The 20,482-nt window shown below is 74.3% G+C and carries 19 protein-coding genes; 13 read left to right on the top strand and 6 right to left on the bottom strand.

Annotated features, from left to right (window positions below; translation table 11 throughout):
- Positions 1–85: 85 nt before the first annotated feature.
- The 6 genes from rhaI to ACIGAN_RS15235 all read left to right on the top strand — a co-directional run bounded on the left by rhaI (position 86) and on the right by ACIGAN_RS15235 (position 7,774).
- A complete protein-coding gene (gene rhaI, locus ACIGAN_RS15260) occupies positions 86–1,246 on the top strand; it encodes an L-rhamnose isomerase (RefSeq protein ID WP_365098558.1) in 1,161 nt (386 codons plus the stop codon).
- Positions 1,247–1,357: 111 nt separating this feature from the next.
- Positions 1,358–3,397, top strand: coding sequence for a bifunctional aldolase/short-chain dehydrogenase (locus ACIGAN_RS15255; RefSeq protein ID WP_399857734.1), 2,040 nt, complete (start codon positions 1,358–1,360; stop codon positions 3,395–3,397).
- Entirely contained in the window at positions 3,394–4,842 is a 1,449-nt protein-coding gene (locus tag ACIGAN_RS15250) for a rhamnulokinase family protein (RefSeq protein ID WP_399857732.1), read from the top strand. Before ACIGAN_RS15255 ends, ACIGAN_RS15250 begins: the two co-directional genes overlap by 4 nt.
- Before the next feature lie 69 nt (positions 4,843–4,911).
- Positions 4,912–5,667 (top strand): (Fe-S)-binding protein, encoded by a 756-nt coding sequence (locus tag ACIGAN_RS15245; RefSeq protein ID WP_399857730.1) that lies wholly within the window; start codon positions 4,912–4,914, stop codon positions 5,665–5,667.
- Positions 5,664–7,142 (top strand): lactate utilization protein B, encoded by a 1,479-nt coding sequence (locus ACIGAN_RS15240; protein ID WP_399857727.1) that lies wholly within the window; start codon positions 5,664–5,666, stop codon positions 7,140–7,142. Before ACIGAN_RS15245 ends, ACIGAN_RS15240 begins: the two co-directional genes overlap by 4 nt.
- On the top strand, positions 7,139–7,774 hold the full coding sequence (locus ACIGAN_RS15235) for a lactate utilization protein C (RefSeq protein WP_399857724.1): 636 nt from the start codon (positions 7,139–7,141) through the stop codon (positions 7,772–7,774). The genes ACIGAN_RS15240 and ACIGAN_RS15235 overlap by 4 nt, the downstream gene beginning before the upstream one ends.
- A gap of 7 nt (positions 7,775–7,781) precedes the next feature.
- Here the strand turns inward: ACIGAN_RS15235 and ACIGAN_RS15230 are convergent, their stop codons facing one another.
- Positions 7,782–8,576 (bottom strand): SDR family NAD(P)-dependent oxidoreductase, encoded by a 795-nt coding sequence (locus tag ACIGAN_RS15230; RefSeq protein WP_365098570.1) that lies wholly within the window; start codon positions 8,574–8,576, stop codon positions 7,782–7,784.
- Between the two features lie 159 nt (positions 8,577–8,735).
- On the opposite strand from ACIGAN_RS15230, the gene ACIGAN_RS15225 reads away from it, so the two are divergent.
- The 4 genes from ACIGAN_RS15225 (at position 8,736) to ACIGAN_RS15210 (ending at position 13,208) form a co-directional block, all read left to right on the top strand.
- The gene (locus ACIGAN_RS15225; RefSeq protein WP_399857721.1) at positions 8,736–9,521 is read left to right on the top strand and encodes an ABC transporter ATP-binding protein; all 786 of its coding nucleotides are present in this window, start codon (positions 8,736–8,738) and stop codon (positions 9,519–9,521) included.
- Positions 9,522–9,524: 3 nt separating this feature from the next.
- Positions 9,525–10,838, top strand: coding sequence for an FtsX-like permease family protein (locus ACIGAN_RS15220; protein ID WP_399857718.1), 1,314 nt, complete (start codon positions 9,525–9,527; stop codon positions 10,836–10,838).
- Between the two features lie 148 nt (positions 10,839–10,986).
- The gene (locus ACIGAN_RS15215) at positions 10,987–11,844 is read left to right on the top strand and encodes an AAA family ATPase (RefSeq protein WP_365098601.1); all 858 of its coding nucleotides are present in this window, start codon (positions 10,987–10,989) and stop codon (positions 11,842–11,844) included.
- Positions 11,841–13,208 (top strand): vWA domain-containing protein, encoded by a 1,368-nt coding sequence (locus tag ACIGAN_RS15210; RefSeq protein ID WP_365743452.1) that lies wholly within the window; start codon positions 11,841–11,843, stop codon positions 13,206–13,208. The genes ACIGAN_RS15215 and ACIGAN_RS15210 overlap by 4 nt, the downstream gene beginning before the upstream one ends.
- Before the next feature lie 59 nt (positions 13,209–13,267).
- Here ACIGAN_RS15210 and ACIGAN_RS15205 read toward each other — a convergent pair whose 3' ends face one another.
- The 3 genes from ACIGAN_RS15205 to ACIGAN_RS15195 all read right to left on the bottom strand — a co-directional run bounded on the left by ACIGAN_RS15205 (position 13,268) and on the right by ACIGAN_RS15195 (position 15,379).
- Positions 13,268–13,627: a cupin domain-containing protein gene (locus ACIGAN_RS15205; RefSeq protein ID WP_399857715.1), complete on the bottom strand. Its 360-nt coding sequence runs from the start codon at positions 13,625–13,627 to the stop codon at positions 13,268–13,270.
- A 61-nt stretch (positions 13,628–13,688) separates the two neighbouring features.
- On the bottom strand, positions 13,689–14,669 hold the full coding sequence (locus tag ACIGAN_RS15200; protein WP_399857714.1) for a pyridoxal-phosphate dependent enzyme: 981 nt from the start codon (positions 14,667–14,669) through the stop codon (positions 13,689–13,691).
- Complete coding sequence (locus ACIGAN_RS15195) at positions 14,666–15,379, bottom strand: transcriptional regulator (protein ID WP_399857711.1); 714 nt, start codon at positions 15,377–15,379, stop codon at positions 14,666–14,668. Before ACIGAN_RS15195 ends, ACIGAN_RS15200 begins: the two co-directional genes overlap by 4 nt.
- Positions 15,380–15,572: 193 nt before the next feature.
- Between ACIGAN_RS15195 and ACIGAN_RS15190 the strand changes: the two genes are divergently transcribed.
- The 3 genes from ACIGAN_RS15190 to ACIGAN_RS15180 are packed head-to-tail and all read left to right on the top strand — an operon-like array spanning position 15,573 to position 18,222.
- Positions 15,573–16,496, top strand: a complete 924-nt coding sequence (locus tag ACIGAN_RS15190; protein WP_399857708.1) for a metal ABC transporter solute-binding protein, Zn/Mn family — start codon at positions 15,573–15,575, stop codon at positions 16,494–16,496.
- Complete coding sequence (locus tag ACIGAN_RS15185; protein WP_399857705.1) at positions 16,493–17,344, top strand: metal ABC transporter ATP-binding protein; 852 nt, start codon at positions 16,493–16,495, stop codon at positions 17,342–17,344. The genes ACIGAN_RS15190 and ACIGAN_RS15185 overlap by 4 nt, the downstream gene beginning before the upstream one ends.
- Positions 17,341–18,222 carry a metal ABC transporter permease gene (locus ACIGAN_RS15180; RefSeq protein ID WP_399857702.1) on the top strand — a complete coding sequence of 294 codons (882 nt, stop codon included), beginning with the start codon at positions 17,341–17,343 and terminating at the stop codon, positions 18,220–18,222. Before ACIGAN_RS15185 ends, ACIGAN_RS15180 begins: the two co-directional genes overlap by 4 nt.
- Before the next feature lie 716 nt (positions 18,223–18,938).
- Here the strand turns inward: ACIGAN_RS15180 and ACIGAN_RS15175 are convergent.
- Together ACIGAN_RS15175 and ACIGAN_RS15170 are read right to left on the bottom strand one after the other, a co-directional pair.
- Positions 18,939–19,562, bottom strand: coding sequence for a sigma-70 family RNA polymerase sigma factor (locus ACIGAN_RS15175; RefSeq protein WP_399857700.1), 624 nt, complete (start codon positions 19,560–19,562; stop codon positions 18,939–18,941).
- 232 nt (positions 19,563–19,794) lie between these two features.
- Entirely contained in the window at positions 19,795–20,442 is a 648-nt protein-coding gene (locus tag ACIGAN_RS15170; protein ID WP_399857697.1) for a hypothetical protein, read from the bottom strand.
- Between the last annotated feature and the right edge of the window lie 40 nt (positions 20,443–20,482).

Raw genomic sequence — 20,482 nt, 5'->3', positions numbered from 1 at the left:
GGGCCCATAGCTTCGCGTCCTGAATCGTTTCATTCAGTGGTCGTCACGCGTGGCCGTCGCGACCCGAGGTCTCAGGAGTTCTGACGTGACCGAGCTCGCCGCGGTGAAGGCCGCACTCAAGACACAGGCCGTCGAGACGCCGTCGTGGGCGTACGGGAACTCCGGCACGCGGTTCAAGGTGTTCGCGCAGGCGGGTGTGCCGCGCACGCCGCAGGAGAAGCTGGACGACGCGGCGAAGGTGCACGCGTTCACGGGCGTCGCGCCGACGGTGGCGCTGCACATCCCCTGGGACCGGGTCGACGACTACGCGGCGCTGGCGAAGCACGCCGAGGACCGCGGGGTGCGGCTCGGGGCGATCAACTCCAACACCTTCCAGGACGACGACTACAAACTCGGCAGCATCTGCCACCCGGACGCGGCGGTGCGGCGCAAGGCCGTGGACCATCTGCTGGAGTGCGTCGACATCATGGACGCGACCGGCTCCACGGATCTGAAGCTGTGGTTCGCCGACGGCACGAACTACCCCGGGCAGGACGACATCCGCAGCCGGCAGGACCGGCTGGCCGAAGGGCTGGCCGAGGTCTACGAGCGGCTCGGGGACGGGCAGCGGATGCTGCTGGAGTACAAGTTCTTCGAGCCGGCCTTCTACGCGACGGACGTCCCGGACTGGGGCACCGCCTACGCCCACTGCCTCAAGCTGGGGCCGAAGGCCCAGGTCGTGGTCGACACGGGGCACCACGCGCCCGGGACCAACATCGAGTTCATCGTGGCGACCCTGCTGCGGGAGGGCAAGCTCGGCGGGTTCGACTTCAACTCGCGGTTCTACGCGGACGACGACCTCATGGTGGGCGCCGCGGACCCCTTCCAGCTGTTCCGGATCATGTACGAGGTGGTGCGCGGCGGCGGGTTCTCGCCCGACGTGGCCTTCATGCTCGACCAGTGCCACAACATCGAGGCGAAGATCCCGGCGATCATCCGGTCGGTGATGAACGTGCAGGAGGCCACGGCGAAGGCCCTGCTGGTCGACGCGGACGCGCTCGCCGCGGCGCAGCGGGCGGGGGACGTGCTGGAGGCGAACGCCGTGCTGATGGACGCGTACAACACCGATGTGCGGCCGCTGCTGCGGGAGGTGCGCGAGGAGATGGGGCTGGACCCCGAGCCGCTTGCCGCGTACCGGCGGTCCGGGTGGGCCGAGAAGATCGTCGCCGAGCGGGTGGGTGGGCAGCAGGCCGGGTGGGGCGCGTAGGCGTCTGCCGAGTTCTGTGATCTGCGGAGTGCGGGTCGTGTGTGGTTGACCGCGCAGTTCCCCGCGCCCCCCGAGGACGACACTTCACCCCTAATTCGAAAAGGAACTGGCATGGCTGTTCATCCCGAAGCTGACGCTCTGCTCGCCCGGTCGCACCGGCTCGGGGCCGACCCCCGGAACACCAACTACGCGGGCGGCAACGCCTCCGCCAAGGGCACCGCGACCGACCCCGTCACCGGCGGGGACGTCGAGCTGATGTGGGTCAAGGGGTCCGGCGGGGACCTCGGGACGCTGACCGAGGCGGGCCTGGCCGTGCTGCGGCTGGACCGGATGCGGGCGCTCGTCGACGTGTACCCCGGGGTCGAGCGCGAGGACGAGATGGTCGCCGCGTTCGACTACTGCCTGCACGGCAAGGGCGGGGCCGCCCCCTCCATCGACACCGCGATGCACGGGCTGGTCGAGGCCGCGCACGTCGATCATCTGCACCCCGACTCCGGGATCGCGCTGGCCTGCGCCGCCGACGGGGAGAAGCTGACCGCCGAGTGCTTCGGGGACACGGTCGTGTGGGTGCCGTGGCGGCGGCCCGGATTCCAGCTGGGGCTGGACATCGCCGCCGTGAAGAAGGCCAACCCGCAGGCCGTCGGCTGCGTCCTCGGCGGGCACGGCATCACCGCCTGGGGCGACACCTCCGAGGAGTGCGAGCGGAACTCGCTGCACATCATCCGCACCGCCGAGCGGTTCCTCGCCGAGCGCGGCAGGCCCGAGCCCTTCGGGCCGGTGCTCGACGGGTACACCCCCCTGGCCGCCGCCGAGCGGCGGGAGCGGGCCGCCGCCCTCGCGCCGCACGTGCGGGCCCTCGCCTCCCAGGACCGTCCCCAGGTGGGGCACTTCGACGACTCCGAGGTCGTCCTCGACTTCCTGGCCCGCGCCGAGCACCCGCGGCTGGCCGCGCTCGGCACCTCCTGCCCCGACCACTTCCTGCGCACCAAGGTCCGGCCGCTGGTGCTGGACCTGCCGCCGGCCGCCCCGCTCGACGAGGCGATCGCCCGGCTGAAGGAGCTGCACGCGCGGTACCGCGAGGAGTACGCCGCCTACTACGAGCGGCACGCCGAGCCCGGCTCCCCCGCGATGCGCGGCGCCGACCCGGCGATCGTGCTGATCCCGGGCGTCGGCATGTTCTCCTTCGGCAAGGACAAGCAGACCGCCCGGGTCGCGGGCAAGTTCTACGTCAACGCCGTCAACGTGATGCGCGGCGCGGAGGCCGTCTCCACCTACGCCCCCATCGAGGAGTCCGAGAAGTTCCGCATCGAGTACTGGGCGCTGGAAGAGGCCAAGCTCCAGCGGATGCCGAAGCCCAAGGCGCTCGCCACGCGCGTCGCGCTGGTGACCGGGGCCGGCAGCGGGATCGGCAAGGCCATCGCCCACCGGCTCGTCGCCGAGGGCGCGTGCGTGGTCGTCGCCGACCTGAACACGCAGAACGCCGAGGCCGTCGCCGAGGAGCTGGGCGGGCCCGACAAGGCCGTCGCCGTGACGGTCGACGTCACCTCGGAGGAGCAGATCGCCGAGGCCTTTCGGGCGGCGGTGCTGGCCTTCGGCGGGGTGGACCTCGTGGTCAACAACGCGGGCATCTCCATCTCCAAGCCGCTGCTGGAGACCTCCGCGAAGGACTGGGACCTGCAGCACGACATCATGGCGCGCGGCTCGTTCCTGGTGTCGCGGGAGGCGGCCCGGGTGATGATCGCCCAGGGCCTGGGCGGTGACATCGTCTACATCGCCTCGAAGAACGCCGTGTTCGCCGGGCCCAACAACATCGCCTACTCGGCCACCAAGGCCGACCAGGCCCACCAGGTGCGGCTGCTCGCCGCCGAGCTGGGCGAGCACGGGATCCGCGTCAACGGGATCAACCCCGACGGCGTCGTGCGCGGCTCGGGGATCTTCGCCGGCGGCTGGGGCGCGAAGCGCGCGGCCGTGTACGGGGTCGAGGAGGAGAAGCTGGGCGAGTTCTACGCCCAGCGGACCCTCCTCAAGCGCGAGGTGCTGCCCGAGCACGTGGCCAACGCCGTGTTCGCGCTGACCGGCGGGGACCTCACCCACACGACCGGTCTGCACATCCCCGTCGACGCCGGCGTCGCGGCCGCCTTCCTGCGGTGAGCGCCGACGTGAAGGCGTACGCCGCGGTCGACCTCGGCGCGTCCAGCGGGCGCGTCATGGTCGGCCGCGTCGGCCCCGACAGCCTGCGGCTCACCGAGGCGCACCGCTTCCCCAACCGGCCCGTGCGGGTCCCCGAAGGGCTGCGGTGGGACGTCCTCGCGCTGTACGCCGGAGTCCTGGAGGGGCTCAGGTCGGCCGGGCAGGTCGACTCCGTCGGCATCGACAGCTGGGCCGTGGACTACGGACTGCTGGACGCGGACGGGGCGCTGCTCGGCAACCCCGTGCACTACCGGGACGCGCGGACCGACGGCGTCGCCGAGAAGGTGTGGGCGAGCGTGCCCGCCGGGGAGCTGTACGCCGCGACCGGACTGCAGTACGCGCCCTTCAACACCCTCTACCAGCTGACCGCGGCCCGTGCCACGGCCCAGTTCGCCCGGGCGGAGCGGCTGCTGCTGATGCCGGACCTGCTGACGTACTGGCTCACCGGCGAGCAGGGCACGGAGCTGACCAACGCCTCGACCACCCAGCTGATCGACCCGCGCACCCGCGACTGGGCGCACGGGATCGCGCAACGGCTCGGGATCGACCTCGGGCTGTTCGCGCCGCTGCGCCGGCCCGGTGATCCGGCGGGGGTGCTGCGGCCCGAGGTGCTGGAGGAGACCGGGCTGGCCGGTCCCGTGCCGGTCACGGCCGTCGGGTCGCACGACACCGCGTCGGCCGTCGCCGCCGTCCCCGCGACGGGCGAGCGGTTCGCCTACATCTGCACCGGGACCTGGTCGCTGGCCGGTCTGGAGCTGGACGCGCCGGTGCTCACCGAGGAGAGCCGGGCGGCCAACTTCACCAACGAACTGGGGCTGGACGGCACGGTCCGCTACCTGCGCAACATCATGGGACTGTGGCTGCTGCAGGAGTGCGTGCGGGCCTGGGGCGACCCGGACCTGGGCGGGCTGCTGCGGGAGGCGGCCGAGGCCGAGGCGCTGCGGTCGGTCGTGGACGCGGGCGACGCGGCGTTCCTGGCCCCGGGCCGCATGCCGGAGCGGATCGCCGAGGCGTGCCGGGCCTCCGGGCAGCCCGTGCCCACGACTCCGGGCGAGGTGACGCGCTGCATCCTGGACTCCCTCGCCCTCGCCCACCGCAAGGCGGTGCGGGACGCGCAGCGGCTGGCCGGGCACCCCGTCGACGTGGTGCACATCGTGGGCGGCGGCACGCGCAACGCGCTGCTGTGCCAGCTGACCGCCGACGCCTGCGGGCTGCCGGTGGTGGCCGGCCCCACCGAGGCGGCCGCCCTGGGCAACGTGCTCGTGCAGGCGCGGGCGCACGGGCTGGTCGGGGACCTCGCCGGCATGCGGGACCTGCTGGCGCGGACCCAGCCGCTCAGCCGGTACGAACCACGTGGCGGCACCGAGCGGTGGCGCGCCGCGCAGGACCGGCTCGCCGGGGCCTGACGGAGTCTCCCCCCGGCCGTATGCCCGGACTACCCTGCTTCATCCGATGATCGACCCCGAGGAGCCGCGATGCGTGTCGCCCTGTTCCTGACCTGCGTCAACGACACGCTCTATCCGGACACCGGGCGGGCCGTGATGAAACTGCTGACCAGGCTGGGCGTCGAGGTCGACTTCCCGATGGCGCAGACCTGCTGCGGGCAGGCGCACTACAACACCGGCTACCGCCACGAGGCCGAGCCGCTCGCCCGGCACTTCTCCGCTGTCTTCGGCGGGTACGAGGCGATCGTGACGCCCTCCGGGTCGTGCGGGGCGATGGTGCGGGAGCTGTATCCGCGGATGGGCGAGCGGGCCCGGGCCGAAGGGCGCGGCGACACGCTCGCGGCCACCCTGGCGCCGGTGGTGCCGAAGACGTACGAGCTGACGGAGTTCCTGGTGGACGTGCTGGGCGTGACGGACGTCGGGGCGTACTACCCGCGCACGGTGACCTACCACCCGACGTGTCACGGGCTGCGCGGGCTCGGGCTCGGCGACCGGCCCCTGCGGCTGCTGCGGGCGGTCAAGGGGCTGGAGCTGGTGGAACTGCCGGGCGCGGAGGAGTGCTGCGGCTTCGGCGGCACGTTCGCGCTGAAGAACTCCGACGTCTCGGCGGCGATGGGCGCGGACAAGGTGCGCAACGCCGAGTCGACGGGCGCCGAGGTGCTGTGCGCGGCCGACAACTCCTGCCTGATGCACATCGGCGGCACGATGGCCCGGCTGCGCACCGGCATGCGGCCGGTGCACATCGCGGAGATCCTGGCGAGCACGGAGGAGGAACCGGCCGTATGAGCGGAACGTATCTCGGCATGCCGGCGTTCCCGGAGGCCGCGCGGGAGGCCGTGGCGGACACGACCCTGCGCGGCAATCTGCGGCACGCCACGCACACCATCCGCGCCAAGCGGGCCACGGCCGTGGCGGAGGTGTCCGACTGGGCCGAGCTGCGCGAGGCCGGCAAGCGCATCAAGGACCACACCCTGCGCCATCTCGACCGCTACCTCGTGCAGTTGGAGGAGTCGGTCACGGCCGCGGGCGGCGTCGTGCACTGGGCCGCCGACGCGGCCGAGGCCAACGAGATCGTCACCCGACTGGTCAAGATGACCGGCGAGTCGGAGGTCGTCAAGGTCAAGTCGATGGCCACGCAGGAGATCGGGCTGAACGAGGCGCTGGAGGCCGCCGGCATCCGCGCCTACGAGACCGATCTCGCCGAGCTGATCGTGCAGTTGGGCCAGGACCGGCCCTCGCACATCCTGGTGCCGGCCATCCACCGCAACCGGGGCGAGATCCGGGACATCTTCGCCCGGGAGATGAGCGAGTGGGGCCGCCCCGCCCCCGAGGGCCTGACCGACACGCCCGCCGCACTCGCCGAGGCGGCCCGGCTGCACCTGCGGGAAAAGTTCCTGCGGGCCAAGGTCGGCATCTCCGGCGCCAACTTCATGGTCGCCGAGACGGGCACGCTGGTGGTCGTGGAGTCCGAGGGCAACGGGCGGATGTGCCTGACCCTGCCCGAGACGCTGATCTCCGTCGTCGGGATCGAGAAGATCGTGCCGACCTGGCGGGACCTGGAGGTGTTCCTGCAGACCCTCCCCCGCTCCTCGACGGCCGAGCGCATGAACCCCTACACGTCGACGTGGACCGGCACGACCGACGGGGACGGGCCGGGCACCTTCCATCTGGTGCTGCTGGACAACGGCCGCACCGACACCCTCGCCGACGAGGTCGGCCGCCAGGCCCTGCGCTGCATCCGCTGCTCGGCGTGCCTGAACGTGTGCCCGGTGTACGAGCGGGCCGGCGGCCACGCCTACGGCTCGGTCTACCCCGGCCCGATCGGCGCGATCCTCAGCCCCCAACTGCGCGGCACGCAGAGCGAGATCGACGCCTCCCTGCCGTACGCGTCGTCGCTGTGCGGGGCGTGCTACGACGTCTGCCCGGTCGCCATCGACATCCCCGAGGTGCTGGTGCACCTGCGGGAGCGGGTCGTGCAGGGCGGTGAGGTCACCCGGGAGGGCAACCGGGTGGTGCTGCGGCCCGCGAAGGGGCACGCCGCGGAGCGGGCCGCGATGCGGGCGGCCCGCTGGGCGCTGGCGCGTCCGGGGGCGCTGCGCACCGGTCAGCGCGCCGCGAGCCGGACCCGCCGCTTCCATCCCCGTGCACTGCCCGGCCCGGGCCGGGCGTGGAGCCGGACGCGGGAACTGCCGCCGGTGCCGGCCGAGCCGTTCCGGGACTGGTGGCAGCGCACACGCGGCGGGAAGGACGAGGCGAAGTGAACAGCAGGGAGCGGATCCTGGGTCGGGTGCGGCGCGCCCTGGCGGACGTGCCCGCCGACAAGACGCCGATCGCCCGGGACTACCTGCGCGAGCACGGCGAGCGGACCGTCGCGGAGACGGTGGAACTGCTCGCCGAGAACCTGGCCGACTACCGGGCGCTCGTGCACCGCACCGACGAGGACGGACTGGCCGGCCTGATCGCGGCATTGCTGGAGAAGCGCGGATCGGCCTCCGTGCTGGTGCCGCCCGGGCTCGACGAGCGATGGCTGGCGGCGACCGGCGTGCCGCGGGTGGCGGACCGGGCGGAGAGCACGCCGGGTGAACTCGACCGGGTGGACAGTGTCGTGACGGCCTGCGCGGTGGCGATCGCGGAGACCGGGACGATCGTGCTGGACGGCTCGCCCGACCAGGGGCGGCGCCGGATCACGCTCGTGCCGGACCATCACGTCTGTGTGGTCCGGGTGCCGGAGCAGGTCGTGTCGTCCGTGCCGCAGGGGCTCGCCCGCCTCGACCCGGCGCGCCCGTTGACCTGGATCTCCGGGCCGTCGGCGACCAGTGACATCGAGCTGGACCGGGTCGAGGGGGTGCACGGCCCGCGCACCCTGGAGGTGGTGCTGCTGAGCGGGGCCTGACCGGCGGTCAGGGCAGGATCGAGTCGACGTACCCGCCGTCGACGCGCAGGGCGCCGCCCGTGGTCGCCGACGCCTGGTCCGAGGCGAGGTAGACGACCATGTGGGCGATCTCCTCCGGCTCGATCAGCCGCTGCAGCAGCGACTGCGGCCGGTGCCGGCGCATGAAGACGCGCTGTGCCTCGTCCCAGGGCAGGTCGCGGTCGACGAGCTGGTAGACGAAGTCCTCCACGCCGCCCGTGTGGGTCGGGCCGGCGATGACGGAGTTCACCGTGACGCCGGTGCCCGCCGCCTGCTTGGCGAAGCCCCGGCTCACCGCGAGCAGGGCCGTCTTGGACATGCCGTAGTGGATCATCTCGGCGGGGATGACGACCGCCGAGTCGCTGGCGATGTTCTGCACGCGGCCCCAGCCGCGTTCCGTCATGCCGGGCAGGACGAGCCGGGTGAGGCGCACGGCGGACAGCACGTTCACCTCGAAGAAGCGCAGCCACTCCGCGTCGCTGATCTCCAGGGGGTCGGCGGACTCGAAGATGCCGAGGTTGTTGACGAGGATGTCCACCTGCCCCAGCGCGTCCACCGCCTGCCGGGCGCCCTCGTCGCCGGTCACGTCGGCGGCGACGGGCACCAGCTCGGCGCCGGGGACCTCGCCCCGCAGGCGCTCCACGGCCTCCTCCACCCGTCCGGGCGAGCGGCCGTTGACGCCCACCCGGGCACCCGCCCGGGCCAGGCCCGTGGCGATGGCGGCGCCGATGCCCTGCGTGGAGCCGGTGACGAGAGCGGTGCGGCCCTTGAGATCGATGTGCATGCCGAGTCAGCCCTTTCCGTACGGGAGTTGATCGAGTACCCGGGGGGTGTCGCTGAGTACACCCCGCGATACGGGTTCTGCGGCCAGTGTGGTCACGGCCGCCTCTCCGTAGCGTCGACGGCGAGACACAGGGCGTGTCGCACGAAGGGGGACGAGGGAATGTTCCGCACCGGACCACGACAGCACCGGGACCCGGAATCCGCCGCGGAGGCACTGCGGCTGGTCAAGGTCACCAAGACGTACGGGAGCGCCGACAGCGCCGTGACCGCCCTGGACGGGGTGACGCTCGGGCTGGGGCACGGCACGTTCACGGCGGTGATGGGGCCGTCCGGTTCCGGCAAGTCGACGCTGCTGCAGTGCGCCGCGGGCCTGGACCGGCCCGACAGCGGGATCGTCCGGGTGGACGGCACCGAACTGACGGGCGGCGGCGAGGCCGAGCTGACGCGCTTCCGGCGGGGCCGGATCGGCTTCGTGTTCCAGCAGTACAACCTGCTGGACACGCTGACCGTCGCGCAGAACACGGTGCTGCCGCTGAAGCTGGCCGGCCGGCGTGTGGACCGGCGGCGGGTGCGGGAGGTGCTGACGTCCCTGGGGCTCGGCGACCGGCTGGGGCACCGGCCGGACCAGCTCTCCGGCGGGCAGCGCCAGCGGGTGGCGATCGCCCGGGCCCTGGTCGCCGAGCCCCGGGTGATCTTCGCGGACGAACCGACGGGAGCCCTCGACTCGCGCAGCGCGCGGGACGTGCTGGAGCTGCTGCGGCAGTCGGTCCGGGTGCACGGCCGCACGGTGGTGATGGTGACGCACGACCCGGTCGCCGCCTCCTACGCCGACACGGTGCTGTTCCTCGCCGACGGCCGGCTGGCGGGCCGGCTGGACGCCCCGACGGTGGACGCGGTCGCCGAGCGGCTGGCGCACCTGGGCGACGACGTGCCGACGGGGGTGTGAGCGATGTTCGTGCTGGCGATGCGCTCGGTCCGGCAGCGGCCCGGGCGGTTCCTCGCGACGCTGCTGTCCGCCTTCCTGGGCGCGGCGATCATCATGACGTTCCACTCGATGCACGACACGGCCGGGCAGCCGGGCGTGGACCCGGTCAGCTCGGAGACCCTCTCGACGGCGGCGGGCGTCGTCGGCGGCTACGGGACGCTGCTGGTGTTCTTCGCGGTCGCCTCGACACTGACGGTGAACGTGCGCCAGCGGGCCGCCGAGCTGGAGCTGCTGCGCTGCTCGGGGGCGACTCCGGCGCAGCTGAAGCGGATGGTCGTGGGCGAGGCGGCGGTGGTGGCGCTGGTGGGCGCCGCGCTGGCGATCGGCCCGGCGATGCTCGGCGGCCGGGCGCTGCTGGAGATGTTCCAGGACAGCGGTCAGGTCGCGGAGTCCGTCGGCTTCGCCTTCGGGACGGTGGCCGGTGCGACCGGCGTCGGCATCACACTGGCGGCCGCGGCGGGCGCCGCGCTCCTGGCGGTGCGGCGCGCCATGGCGGGCGGCCGCCAACGGCGGGGCCGGGCACGGACGGTCCTGGCCTGGGCGGCGCTGGTGGCCGGGGCCGCGGCGGCCACGTCGACGTTCGCGTTCTCGGCGACGGACGCCGCGCTGATGGCGGCGCCCGCCTACGGGGCGATCCTGCTCTCCGTCGGGTGCGCGCTGCGGGCGCCGCGGCTGCTGTCGGCGGTGCTGGACCGGCTGCCGCCCGGTGGGGCGAGCGGGTGGCTGGCGGTGCGGAACCTGCGCGAGCGGGCCGGGCAGCTCGCCGGGATCCTGATGTCGCTGATCCTGTTCACGGCCGTCGCGACGGCGACGCTGACCATGCAGGCGGTGGAGAGCGACGCCGTCAGGGCCTCGGGGGCGGTGAAGTCGGTCGACGCGAAGACCCTGGAGACGCTCAACTTCACGGTCGTCGGCATCATCGTGGTCTTCGTCTGCGTCATGCTCGTCAACTCCCTGTACGCGGCGACCTCGTACCGCGAGCGGGAGTTCGGGCAGCAGCGCCTCGCCGGGGCGACTCCCGGGCAGGTGCTGGGCATGGTGAGGGCCGAGGGGCTGGTCCTGACGGTGACCGGGGTCTGCTTCGGCACGCTGGCGGCGCTGGCGGGGATCGTGCCGTTCACGATCGTGCGCACCGACGGGGTGCTGCCCGGTCCGCTGCTGGGCGTGTGGCTCGCGGTGGTGGCGGTCGCGGCGGCGGTGACGGTGGGCACCGGCCTGGCGACGGCGCGCCGGGTGCTGCGCACTCCGGCGGTCCGGGCCGTGGCGACGGCGGCGTGACGCGGCGGGCGGTGCTGCCGGGGGCCCGGGCGGTCGGCCCCCGGCGGGCGCGACCCCGTGACAGGAGCACTGAACAAGCGCTTAGATAGGTGTCCCGTGGGTTGTCCCGACCGCCCCACCCCGCCCGCCACCCGACCTGGAGGCCCCGGTGTTCACGTCCGTCGACGACGTCTCCGCCCGTCTGGCCGAGACCGGTTACCTCGCCTCGCCGGCGGTCGCCACGACCGTGTTCCTCGCCGACCGGCTGGGCAAGCCGCTCCTCGTGGAGGGCCCGGCCGGCGTCGGCAAGACGGAACTCGCCAAGGCCGTCGCCGAGGTCACCGGAGCGCGTCTCGTCCGGCTGCAGTGCTACGAGGGGGTCGACGAGTCCCGCGCGCTGTACGAGTGGAACCACGCCAAGCAACTGCTGCGCATCAGCGCCGGGCGCGACGAGACGTGGGACGAGACCCGCACCGACATCTTCAGCGAGGAGTTCCTGCTCACCCGGCCGCTGCTGACGGCCATCCGGGGCGACGACCCGAAGGTGCTGCTGATCGACGAGACCGACAAGGCGGACGTCGAGGTGGAGGGCCTGCTGCTGGAGGTGCTCGGCGACTTCCAGGTCACGGTCCCCGAACTCGGCACGATCACCGCCACGCGCCGCCCCTTCGTCGTGCTCACCTCCAACGCCAGCCGGGAGCTGTCCGAGGCGCTGCGCCGCCGCTGTCTCTTCCTGCACATCGGCTTCCCCGACCAGGAGCTGGAGCGCCGGATCGTACGGCTGAAGGTGCCGGGGCTCGACGAGGTGCTCGCGGGTTCCGTGGTGCGGGTCGTGGGCGCGCTGCGGGCGATGGACCTGCGCAAGGTGCCGTCGGTCGCCGAGACGATCGACTGGGCGCGCACCCTGCTCGCGCTCGGTGCCGGCACGCTGGACGAGACGGTCGTGCGGGCCACCCTCGGGGTGCTCCTCAAGCACCAGGACGACGTCCTGAAGGCATCGGCCAAGCTCGACCTGGACGCCCTGTGACCTCGGCGGCCACGGCGGCGGGCGTCGCCGAGCGGCTGACGTCCCTGGTCGGGGCGCTGCGGGCGCACGGGGTGCGGATCGGCACCGGCGAGACGGTGGACGCCGCGCGGGCGGTCGGGGAACTCGGCCTGGCGGACCGGGAGTTGCTGCGCGAGGGACTCGCGGCGACCCTGCTGCACGGCACCGGGCAGCGCCAGGTGTTCGACGCGGTCTTCGACCTCTACTTCCCGCGCGGGGTCGGCGCGCCCGGGCGGGAACCGGCCGGACGGCAGGAGCTGCGCGACCGGCTGACGGCCGCCCTGGCCGCCGACGACCGGGCGATGCTGGGCCGGCTGGCGATCGAGGCGGTGGACGGCTTCGGCGGCTACGGCTCCTCGCCGGAGTCGGACGGCTGGTCCTCGTACCAGACGCTGGAACGGCTGCGTCCGCAGACGCTGATGGCCCGGGTCCGGGACGAGGTGCGCGCGGCGGGCGGGAGTTCCGGCTTCACGGACCGGCTGCTGGAGGACGAGGTCCGGCGGCGCATCGAGGTCTTCCGGGCGCTGGTGGCGGCGGAGGCGCGCCGCCGGGTCGCCGAGCGGCGCGGCCGGGACGAGATCGCCCGGCGGGCGGTCGCCCCGACCGCCGACCGGGTCGACTTCCTGTTCGCGGGCAAGGACCGGCTGGCCGAGCTGCGCAGGACCGTGCAGCCGCTCGCCCGTAAGCTCGCGACCCGGCTGGCGGCCCGGCGCCGCCGCGCCGCCCGGGGCAGCATCGACTTGCGGCGCACCCTGCGCGGTTCGCTGTCGACGGGCGGGGTGCCGATGCGGCCGGTCCTGCGCCGGCGGCGTCCGGCCCGGCCGGAGCTGGTGCTGCTGTGCGACGTGTCGGGCTCGGTGTCCGGGTTCTCGGACTTCACGATGCTGCTGGTGCAGGCGCTGCACGACCAGTTCGGCAAGGTGCGCGTGTTCGCCTTCGTCAACCGGATCGACGAGGTGACCGGTCTGCTGGAGCACGGCAGGGCCGATCCGGAAGGACTGGGCGCCCGCATCCGGGCGGAGGCGGCGATCACGGGCTGGCACGGCAGCAGCGACTACGGCATGGCCCTGGGCGAGTTCGCCGAGCGCCACGCGGACGCGGCCGGTCCGCGCACCACCGTGTTCGTGCTCGGCGACGCCCGCACGAACGGCGGCGACCCCAACCTGCCGGCCGTCCGGCACATCGCCGAACGCGCCCGCCGCGTCTACTGGCTGAACCCGGAGCAGCGCTCCCGCTGGGGTACCGGCGACTCGGTCGCCCCCGCCTACGCCGAGCTGGTCGAGATGCACGAGTGCCGCACCGCCCGGCAGCTGAGCGCGCTGGTGGCGCGGCTGCTGCCGGTGTGACCGGGCGGGGGCGAGCCGCGGGTACCGGGCGGGGCGAGCCGCGGGTACCGGCGGGGGCGCTAGTCCTTCTTGGCGTACTCCTTGGCCATGCTGCCCGCGAAGTCGTGGACCACGCACTGCTCGTCGCCCACGACCCAGGCATCGTGTCCAGGCGCGCAGACGAACACGTCCCCGGGTCCCACCTCGGTCTCCGCGCCGTCGTCCATGCGGATGTGCAGACGGCCCGAGACGACATAGCCGTTGTGGTGGATCCGGCAGCTGTCGGTCCCGGCGATCGGGGCCACCGACTCGGACCAGCGCCAGCCCGGTTCGAACGTGGCCACGGCGAAGTCCAGTCCGGTCATGTGGACGGCTTCGAGGTGACCCCGGGGGTAGTCGCGCCGTTCGTCCGGCTTGTCGAGCGTCTTCACCTCAAGCATGACGCTCCTCCTCGGTGAGGGGTTTACCTCTATCGTCCGTCCGGCGAACGGGCGACGCCATTCAGGCAGGGCCCGGCCCGCACAGCGCCGCGAAGCGTTCCGCGTCGACGTTCCCGCCGGAGACGATCACGCCGATCCGCCGGGGCAGCGGGTCCACGCGGCCGGCGAGCAGGGCGGCCAGGGGTGTGGCGCCGCTCGGCTCGACGACGATCTTCAGACGCTCGAAGGCGAACCGCATCGCGTCCCTGATCCCGTCGTCGCCGACCAGCGTGATCCCGTCGACGAGGCGCCGGTTGACGGAGAAGGTCAGCTCGCCGGGCGTGTGCAGGGCCTGGCCGTCGGCGATGGTGCGCGGGACCGGGATGCTGACGCGCCGGCCCGCCTCCAGCGAGCGCTTGGTGTCGTCCCCCGCCTCCGGTTCGACGCCGATCATCCGGATGCCCGGGTGCAGGGCCTTGGCGATCGTGGCGCTGCCGGCCATCAGCCCGCCACCGCCGACCGGCGTCAGCAGCGCGTCCAACTCGCCCACCTCCTCCAGGAGTTCCAGCGCGGCGGTGCCCTGCCCGGCCATGACGTGCGGGTGCTCGTAGGGCGGGACGAGGGCGAGGCCCCGCTCGGCCGCCAGGGCCTCGGCGAGGGCGACGCGGTCGCCGGTGTAGCGGTCGTAGGTGACGATCTCGGCGCCGTAGCCGGCGGTGGCCGCGCGCTTGGACGGCGGGGCGTCCTCGGGCATGACGATCACGGCCGTGCTGCCCAGCTCGCGGGCGGCCAGGGCGACGGCCTGGGCGTGGTTGCCGGAGGAGTAGGCGGCGATGCCCCGGGACAGCTGCTCGGGGCCGAGGCGACAGGCGGCGTTGTAGGCGCCGCGGAACTTGAAGGCGCCGGCACGCTGGAAGTTCTCGCACTTGAGGTGGACCTCGGCGCCGACGAGGGCGTCGAGGGTGCGCGAGCGCAGCACGGGGGTGCGGTGGGCGACGCCCGCGAGCCGGGCCGCGGCGTCCCGGACGTCGTCGGCGGTGACCGGCGGGGTGGTGGTCGTCACGAGTGTCCTCCGGGGGACGTGTCAGGGGACGGGGCGCGGGCCGCCCGGGCCCGGGCGAGGTAGTGGTAGGCGGAGGCGCGGGAGATGCCGAGCCGTGCGGCGACCTGCTCGACCGCGCCGCGCACGGCGAAGACACCGCGCGCGTCCAGCCCGCCGAACAGCTCCAGGCGCTCCTCGCGGTCCAGTTCGGGCCAGCTGCCCCGCTGCCGGGTCCGGTGGGCGTCGACGAGGGCGTCGACCACGGAGTCGATGTCGTTGCCGAAGGTCGTGACGGGCAGCTCGGCCGGGGCGGGGCCGGTCCCGGCGAGGGCGGGGCCGGCTCCGGCGAGCGCGCCGAGCAGATCGCGCACCTTGGTGACGGCACTGACGTCCACGTTGACGCAGAGGGCGCCGAAGACGGCTCCCGCGGAGTCGCGCAGCACCATCGTGGAGGACTTGACCACCGTCCCGTTCCGGGCGCGGGTGAGGTAGTTCAGCTGGTCGGCCGCCTCGTCGCCGTGGGCCAGGACCTCCATGCCGATCTCGCTCATCGCACCGCCCACCGTCCGGCCGGTCACCGATCCGGCCACGGCGACGACCGAGTTCTCCGGGTTGCGGTAGTCGTGCAGCACGACCTCGCAGACGGGGCCGAAGGTCGCGGCGATGCCGTGGACCACCGGTGTCAGCGCCGCGAGGATCGCGTCCCGTTCGGCGTCCGGTGCGGGGGCCATGTCTCTCCTCTCCACTCCCCCACCCTAGACCAGGAATCCAGCTTCTGGATAGACCGTCCAGCATTTCCCAACGATCGGCAATGGCTTGCACATGACTTCGGCCGCTAAGTGCCTTTGATATTCATTTCCGTCTAGCGTGACGCCTGCCGATCGGCTGCCGATCACCCCCGAGCACATCTGTCCTGGAGGAGTCATGCCCCTGCCCCCGTCCCGTCGCCTGACGCTGCTGACCGGCGCGTGTCTGGCCGCCCTGCTCACGGGCTGCGGCAGCCCGCGGGCAGGGCAGCCGGACGCGTCAGCGCCGGGTCGTGTGGCGGTGGTGGCCTCGACGAACGTCTACGGCGACATCGCCCGGCACATCGGCGGCGACCGGGTCGACGTCACCTCGATCATCAACGACCCCGGCCAGGACCCGCACTCCTACGAGGCGGACCCGCAGAACCAGTTGGCGCTGTCCCGGGCGAAGGTCGTCATCGAGAACGGCGGCGGCTACGACGACTTCGTCGGGCGCATGCTCCGGGCCGGCCACAACGACTCCGCCCACCTGGTCGACGCGGTCGCGGTGTCCGGCCGGACCGCTCCCCGGGGCGGCCGGCTCAACGAGCACGTCTGGTACGACTTCCCCACCGTCGCCAGGGTCGCCGACCGGATCGCCGCCGCCCTCGCCGCGGCCGACCCCGGCCACGCGCGCGCCTTCGCGCGCAACGCCACCGACTTCAGGGCCGGTCTCGCCCCCTTGGAGGCCGGCGAGGCACGGATCAGGAAGGAGCACGGCGGCGAGGGCATCGCGATCACCGAGCCGGTGCCGCTGTACCTGACCGGCGCGAGCGGTCTGGTCGACCGCACTCCCCCGGCGTTCAGCGAGGCCGTCGAGGAGGGGGACGACGTCGCCCCGCGCGTCCTGCGCGAGAGCCTGGCCCTGTTCACCGAGCGGAAGGTGAGGGCGCTCGTCTGCAACGAGCAGACCTCCGGGCCGCAGACCGCCGAGGCCGAGGTGGCGGCCCGGGCGGCCGGCATCCCGGTCGTGCCGGTGACCGAAACCTTGCCGAAGGGCGAGGACTACCTCGGCTGGATGACGGCCAACGTCCGCGCGCTCGCCGGCGCGCTGGCCCGGTGACCGCGGCCCCGGGGCGGGACGCCGCCGCGCCCGTCGTCCGGCTGCGCGGCGCGGCCGTGTCCTACGGCGGCCGCCGGGTGTGGAGCGGTCTCGATCTCGACGTGCGGCCCGGGGAGTTCCTGGCCGTGCTCGGCCCGAACGGCGCGGGCAAGACGAGCTTGGTGCGAGCCCTGCTGGGCCGTCAGCCGCTGTCCGCCGGGACGCTGACCGTCCTGGACCGTCCGGCGCGCGCGGCCGCCCGGCACCTCGGCTACGTCCCGCAGCAGGCGGCGCTGTCCGCGCAGGCTCCGCTGCGGGCCCGGGACCTGGTGCGGTTCGGCATCGACGGGCACCGCTTCGGCCCCTGGCCGCGCCGCGCCGGGGTCCGCCGGCAGGTGGAGGACATCCTGGCGTCGGTCGGCGCCCTGCACTGCGCCGACGTGCCGCTCGGCACGCTCTCCGGCGGTGAACGGCAGCGCGTGCGCATCGGGCAGGCGCTGGCGAGCGACCCGCGGATCCTGCTGTGCGACGAGCCGCTGCTCTCGCTCGACCTGCACCACCAGCGGGCCGTCACCGCGCTGATCGACGCCCGGCGCCGCTCCCACGGCACGGCGGTGGTGTTCGTGACGCACGAGATCAACCCGGTGCTGGGTCTGGCCGACCGGGTGCTGTACCTGGCCCGCGGCCGCCATCGCGTCGGCACCCCCGACGAGGTGCTCACGTCCGCGTCGCTGTCCCGCCTCTACGGCACGCGGGTCGACGTCGTCCGGGTGCGCGGCCGGGTGCTGGTCGCGGGAGCACCCGACGAGACCGCCGCGCCGCCGCACCATCCCGGACGGCCGCACGAGACGGACGGGGTGCGCGCATGATGCTCGCGGGCGGGATCTGGCACCGGATCTTCGACTTCACCGACTACGGCGCGCTGCTGGCCCTGGTCCGCAACTCCCTCGTCGCGGGTGCGGCGCTCGGGCTCGTGGGCGGGCTGGCCGGGGTGTTCGTGCTGATGCGGGACCTGCCGTTCGCGGTGCACGGCATCAGTGAACTGTCCTTCGCGGGCGCCTCGGCCGCGCTGCTCGCGGGGGTGAACGTCGTGGCCGGCTCGATCGCGGGTTCGCTGCTCGCGGCCGGGGCGATCGGTGCGCTGGGGACACGGGCCCGGGACCGGAACTCGGTGATCGGCATCATCATGCCGTTCGGGCTGGGGCTCGGGGTGCTCTGCCTGGCCCTGTACCGGGGCCGCGCGGCCGACAAGTTCGGGTTGCTGACCGGGCAGATCGTCGCCGTGGACACCCCGCGGACGGCGTGGCTGCTCGGCACGTCCGGGGTGGTGCTGGTCGCGCTGGCGTTCCTGTGGCGTCCGCTGGCCTTCGCGAGCACGGACCCGGACGTGGCCGAGGCGCGCGGGGTGCCGGTACGGGGGCTGTCCTTCGCGTTCATGCTCGTCCTCGGACTCGCCGTCGCGCTGTCGGTGCAAGTCGTGGGGGCGCTGCTGGTGCTGTCCCTGGTCGTCACCCCGGCGGCGGCAGCGGCCCGGGTCACCGCCTCACCCGTCCTGCTGCCCGTGCTGAGCGTGCTGTTCGCCGTGGCGTCGATCGAGGGCGGCATCCTCCTCGCCCTGGGCGGCAGCCTTCCGATCAGCCCCTATGTCACGACGATCTCGTTCACGCTCTACGCGACGTGCAGGGCCGCAGCCCGCTTCCGCGGGCGCCGCCGGGGGACGCGGCACGCGGTACCGGGCGCGGCGTGAGGAGACCCCGCGGGCGGGGCGACTGGGCACGGCGCGGCGGCTGGGGACGGCGTGCGGGGGGCGGCGTGCCGGGGGCGTGGCCCCCCCCGGGGGCGGCCGGCCCGGGGCGTGCCCCCCGGGGAGGGCGGCCGGGGGGGCACGGTGGTGGCCGGGTTGGGCGCGGTGTGCCGGGCGGCCGGGCCGGACGCGGTGTGCCGAGCGGCGGCCCGGTGCCGGACGGCGCGGCCCGGCACACCGGCGCCGCCGCCCATCGGTTCGTCGCGGCGGACGGCAGGCGGCGGAGAGCGGGCGGTGGACGGCGGACAGCGGGCGGTGGACGGCGGGCGGGCGGGCCGTCAGGCCGCCGCCGGGCCGGGCGCGGCCTGCCGGGCGGCGGCCGGGTCGGACGGCGCGGCCTGGTTGTCGCTGTCCTCGCCCACCGGTTCGCCCCGCGGGCGATAGACGGCGGAGGGCGGACAGCGAACGGTGCGCGACGAGCGGGCTGTCAGGCGGCGGCCAGGTCGGGCCCCGCCTGCCGGCCGGCGGTCGGTCAGACGCGCGGCCCGGCCGCCGACGCCACCACCCGTCAGTTCGCTTAGCGGACCGCAGACGGCAGTCCGCGACCGAGCCGGGCACGGCCCGCCGACCGACGGCCCGGTCGGGCGGCGCGGCCCGGCCGTCGACGCCACCACCCATCGATTCGCCCCAGCGGACCGCAGACGGCGGACGGCGGGCCGTCAGGCCGCGGCCAGGGTCGGCTCCGGGGGCGACGCCGGTTTCTCCGCCTCGGCGAGCTGGGCCAGGAGCGTCGCCCGGGCGCGGGCCACCCGGGAGCGGACGGTGCCGACCGGGCAGTCGCTCACCGCGGCGGCTTCCGCGTACGGCAGCCCGAGCAGCTGCGTGAGGACGAACGCCTCGCGCCGCTCCTCCGGCAGCGCGGCCAGCAGCTCCTGCAGCGCGACACCGTCGTCGAAGCCGGGCAGACCGCGCGGCTGGGCGAGTTCGGCCGCCGGTTCCCAGTCCGGCAGGTCGGCCCGGCGGGGGCGTGCGGCGGTGTACCGGATGCTGTCGGCGACCGCGCGCCGGGCGATGGCCAGCAGCCAGACGCGGGCCGAGGAGCGGCCCTCGAACCGGTGCAGGCTGCCGAGCGCCCGCAGGAACGTGTCCTGCGCCAGGTCGTCCACGGCCTGCGGGTCGGCGCACAGGTGGGCGACGTACCGGATGACGTCTCGGTGCAGGGCGCGCACGAACCGGTCGACGGCCGCGGGGTCGCCGCCGCGGGCGGCCAGCGCCCAGGCGGTTATCGACGCGTCGGCGGAAGCCGTTCTCGCGTGCGCGTGGGGCAGGGCAGGAGTGATCACCTGAGGTCCTTCGGGTCTTCCGGGCCGCGGACGGGCACGGCAGGCACGGCGGCACACGGGTGCCGGGGCGTGCGCGCGGGGCCGCGCGGTCCGGTGAGCTGAGGGGGGACACGGCCGTGCCCGTGCGGCGCGCCCGCTCCGGGCAGGCAGGACGCCCGGGGCACCGGCGTACCCGCGGTACGGCCGTGAGTGACCGGAGCGCGCGGAGCCGCCCCGGTGGTGCCGGCTGCCGTCAGGCGGCAGCGGTCCCCACGGGCGGACCGCGAGAGGTGATCGCGTGGACGAGGAGAAGCAGGCGCGGGGCACGGTCGGACGACGGCCGCCGTACGCGCGCGGGCGGGGGCGGCGGCGCGGGCCGGGCGAGCAGCAGCAGCCGCAGCGGCGCGGCCAACCGGCTGCCCACGGCGCGCAGGAGCCGGAAGACGGCGCGCTCCCCGTGGCCCAGCCACAGCCCGCAGAGCAGGGCGGCCAGCAGATGGGCGGCGAGCATGCCGAGGGAGGAGTCACCGCCGGCGGCGTGCTCCATGTGCCCCGCGTGCCCCATGCCCGTGTGCAGGGGCATCGGCATGGTCGCCGGCAGGGAGTGCAGGGAACTCGTGCCGGGCGCCGCCGGAGTCGGGGCCGCTGTCCCGGGCGCCAGCGAGAAGGCCGAGTGCAGTGCCGTCTGCACCACCACGGCGATCGCGACGACGAGCCCGAGCCCGCGCTCACGTCCGGCCAGGCACCAGCCCGCGGCCCCGGTCACGGCCCAGCCGGCCAGCAGGACCGGTACGGGTACGTGATCGCCGGACATCATGACGTGGCCCAGGGCGGCGAGCACGACGCAGACGGCCGCGAACACCGCGGCCCGCATCGCGCGCACTCCCCACCCAGCCGTCATGGCGCCTCATCCTCGCACTCCGGCCCCGCGTGAACACCCC

It is taken from the genome of Streptomyces sp. NPDC085931, assembly GCF_044540565.1.
Classification (GTDB): domain Bacteria; phylum Actinomycetota; class Actinomycetes; order Streptomycetales; family Streptomycetaceae; genus Streptomyces.
This window is presented reverse-complemented; position numbering and strand designations above follow the sequence as displayed.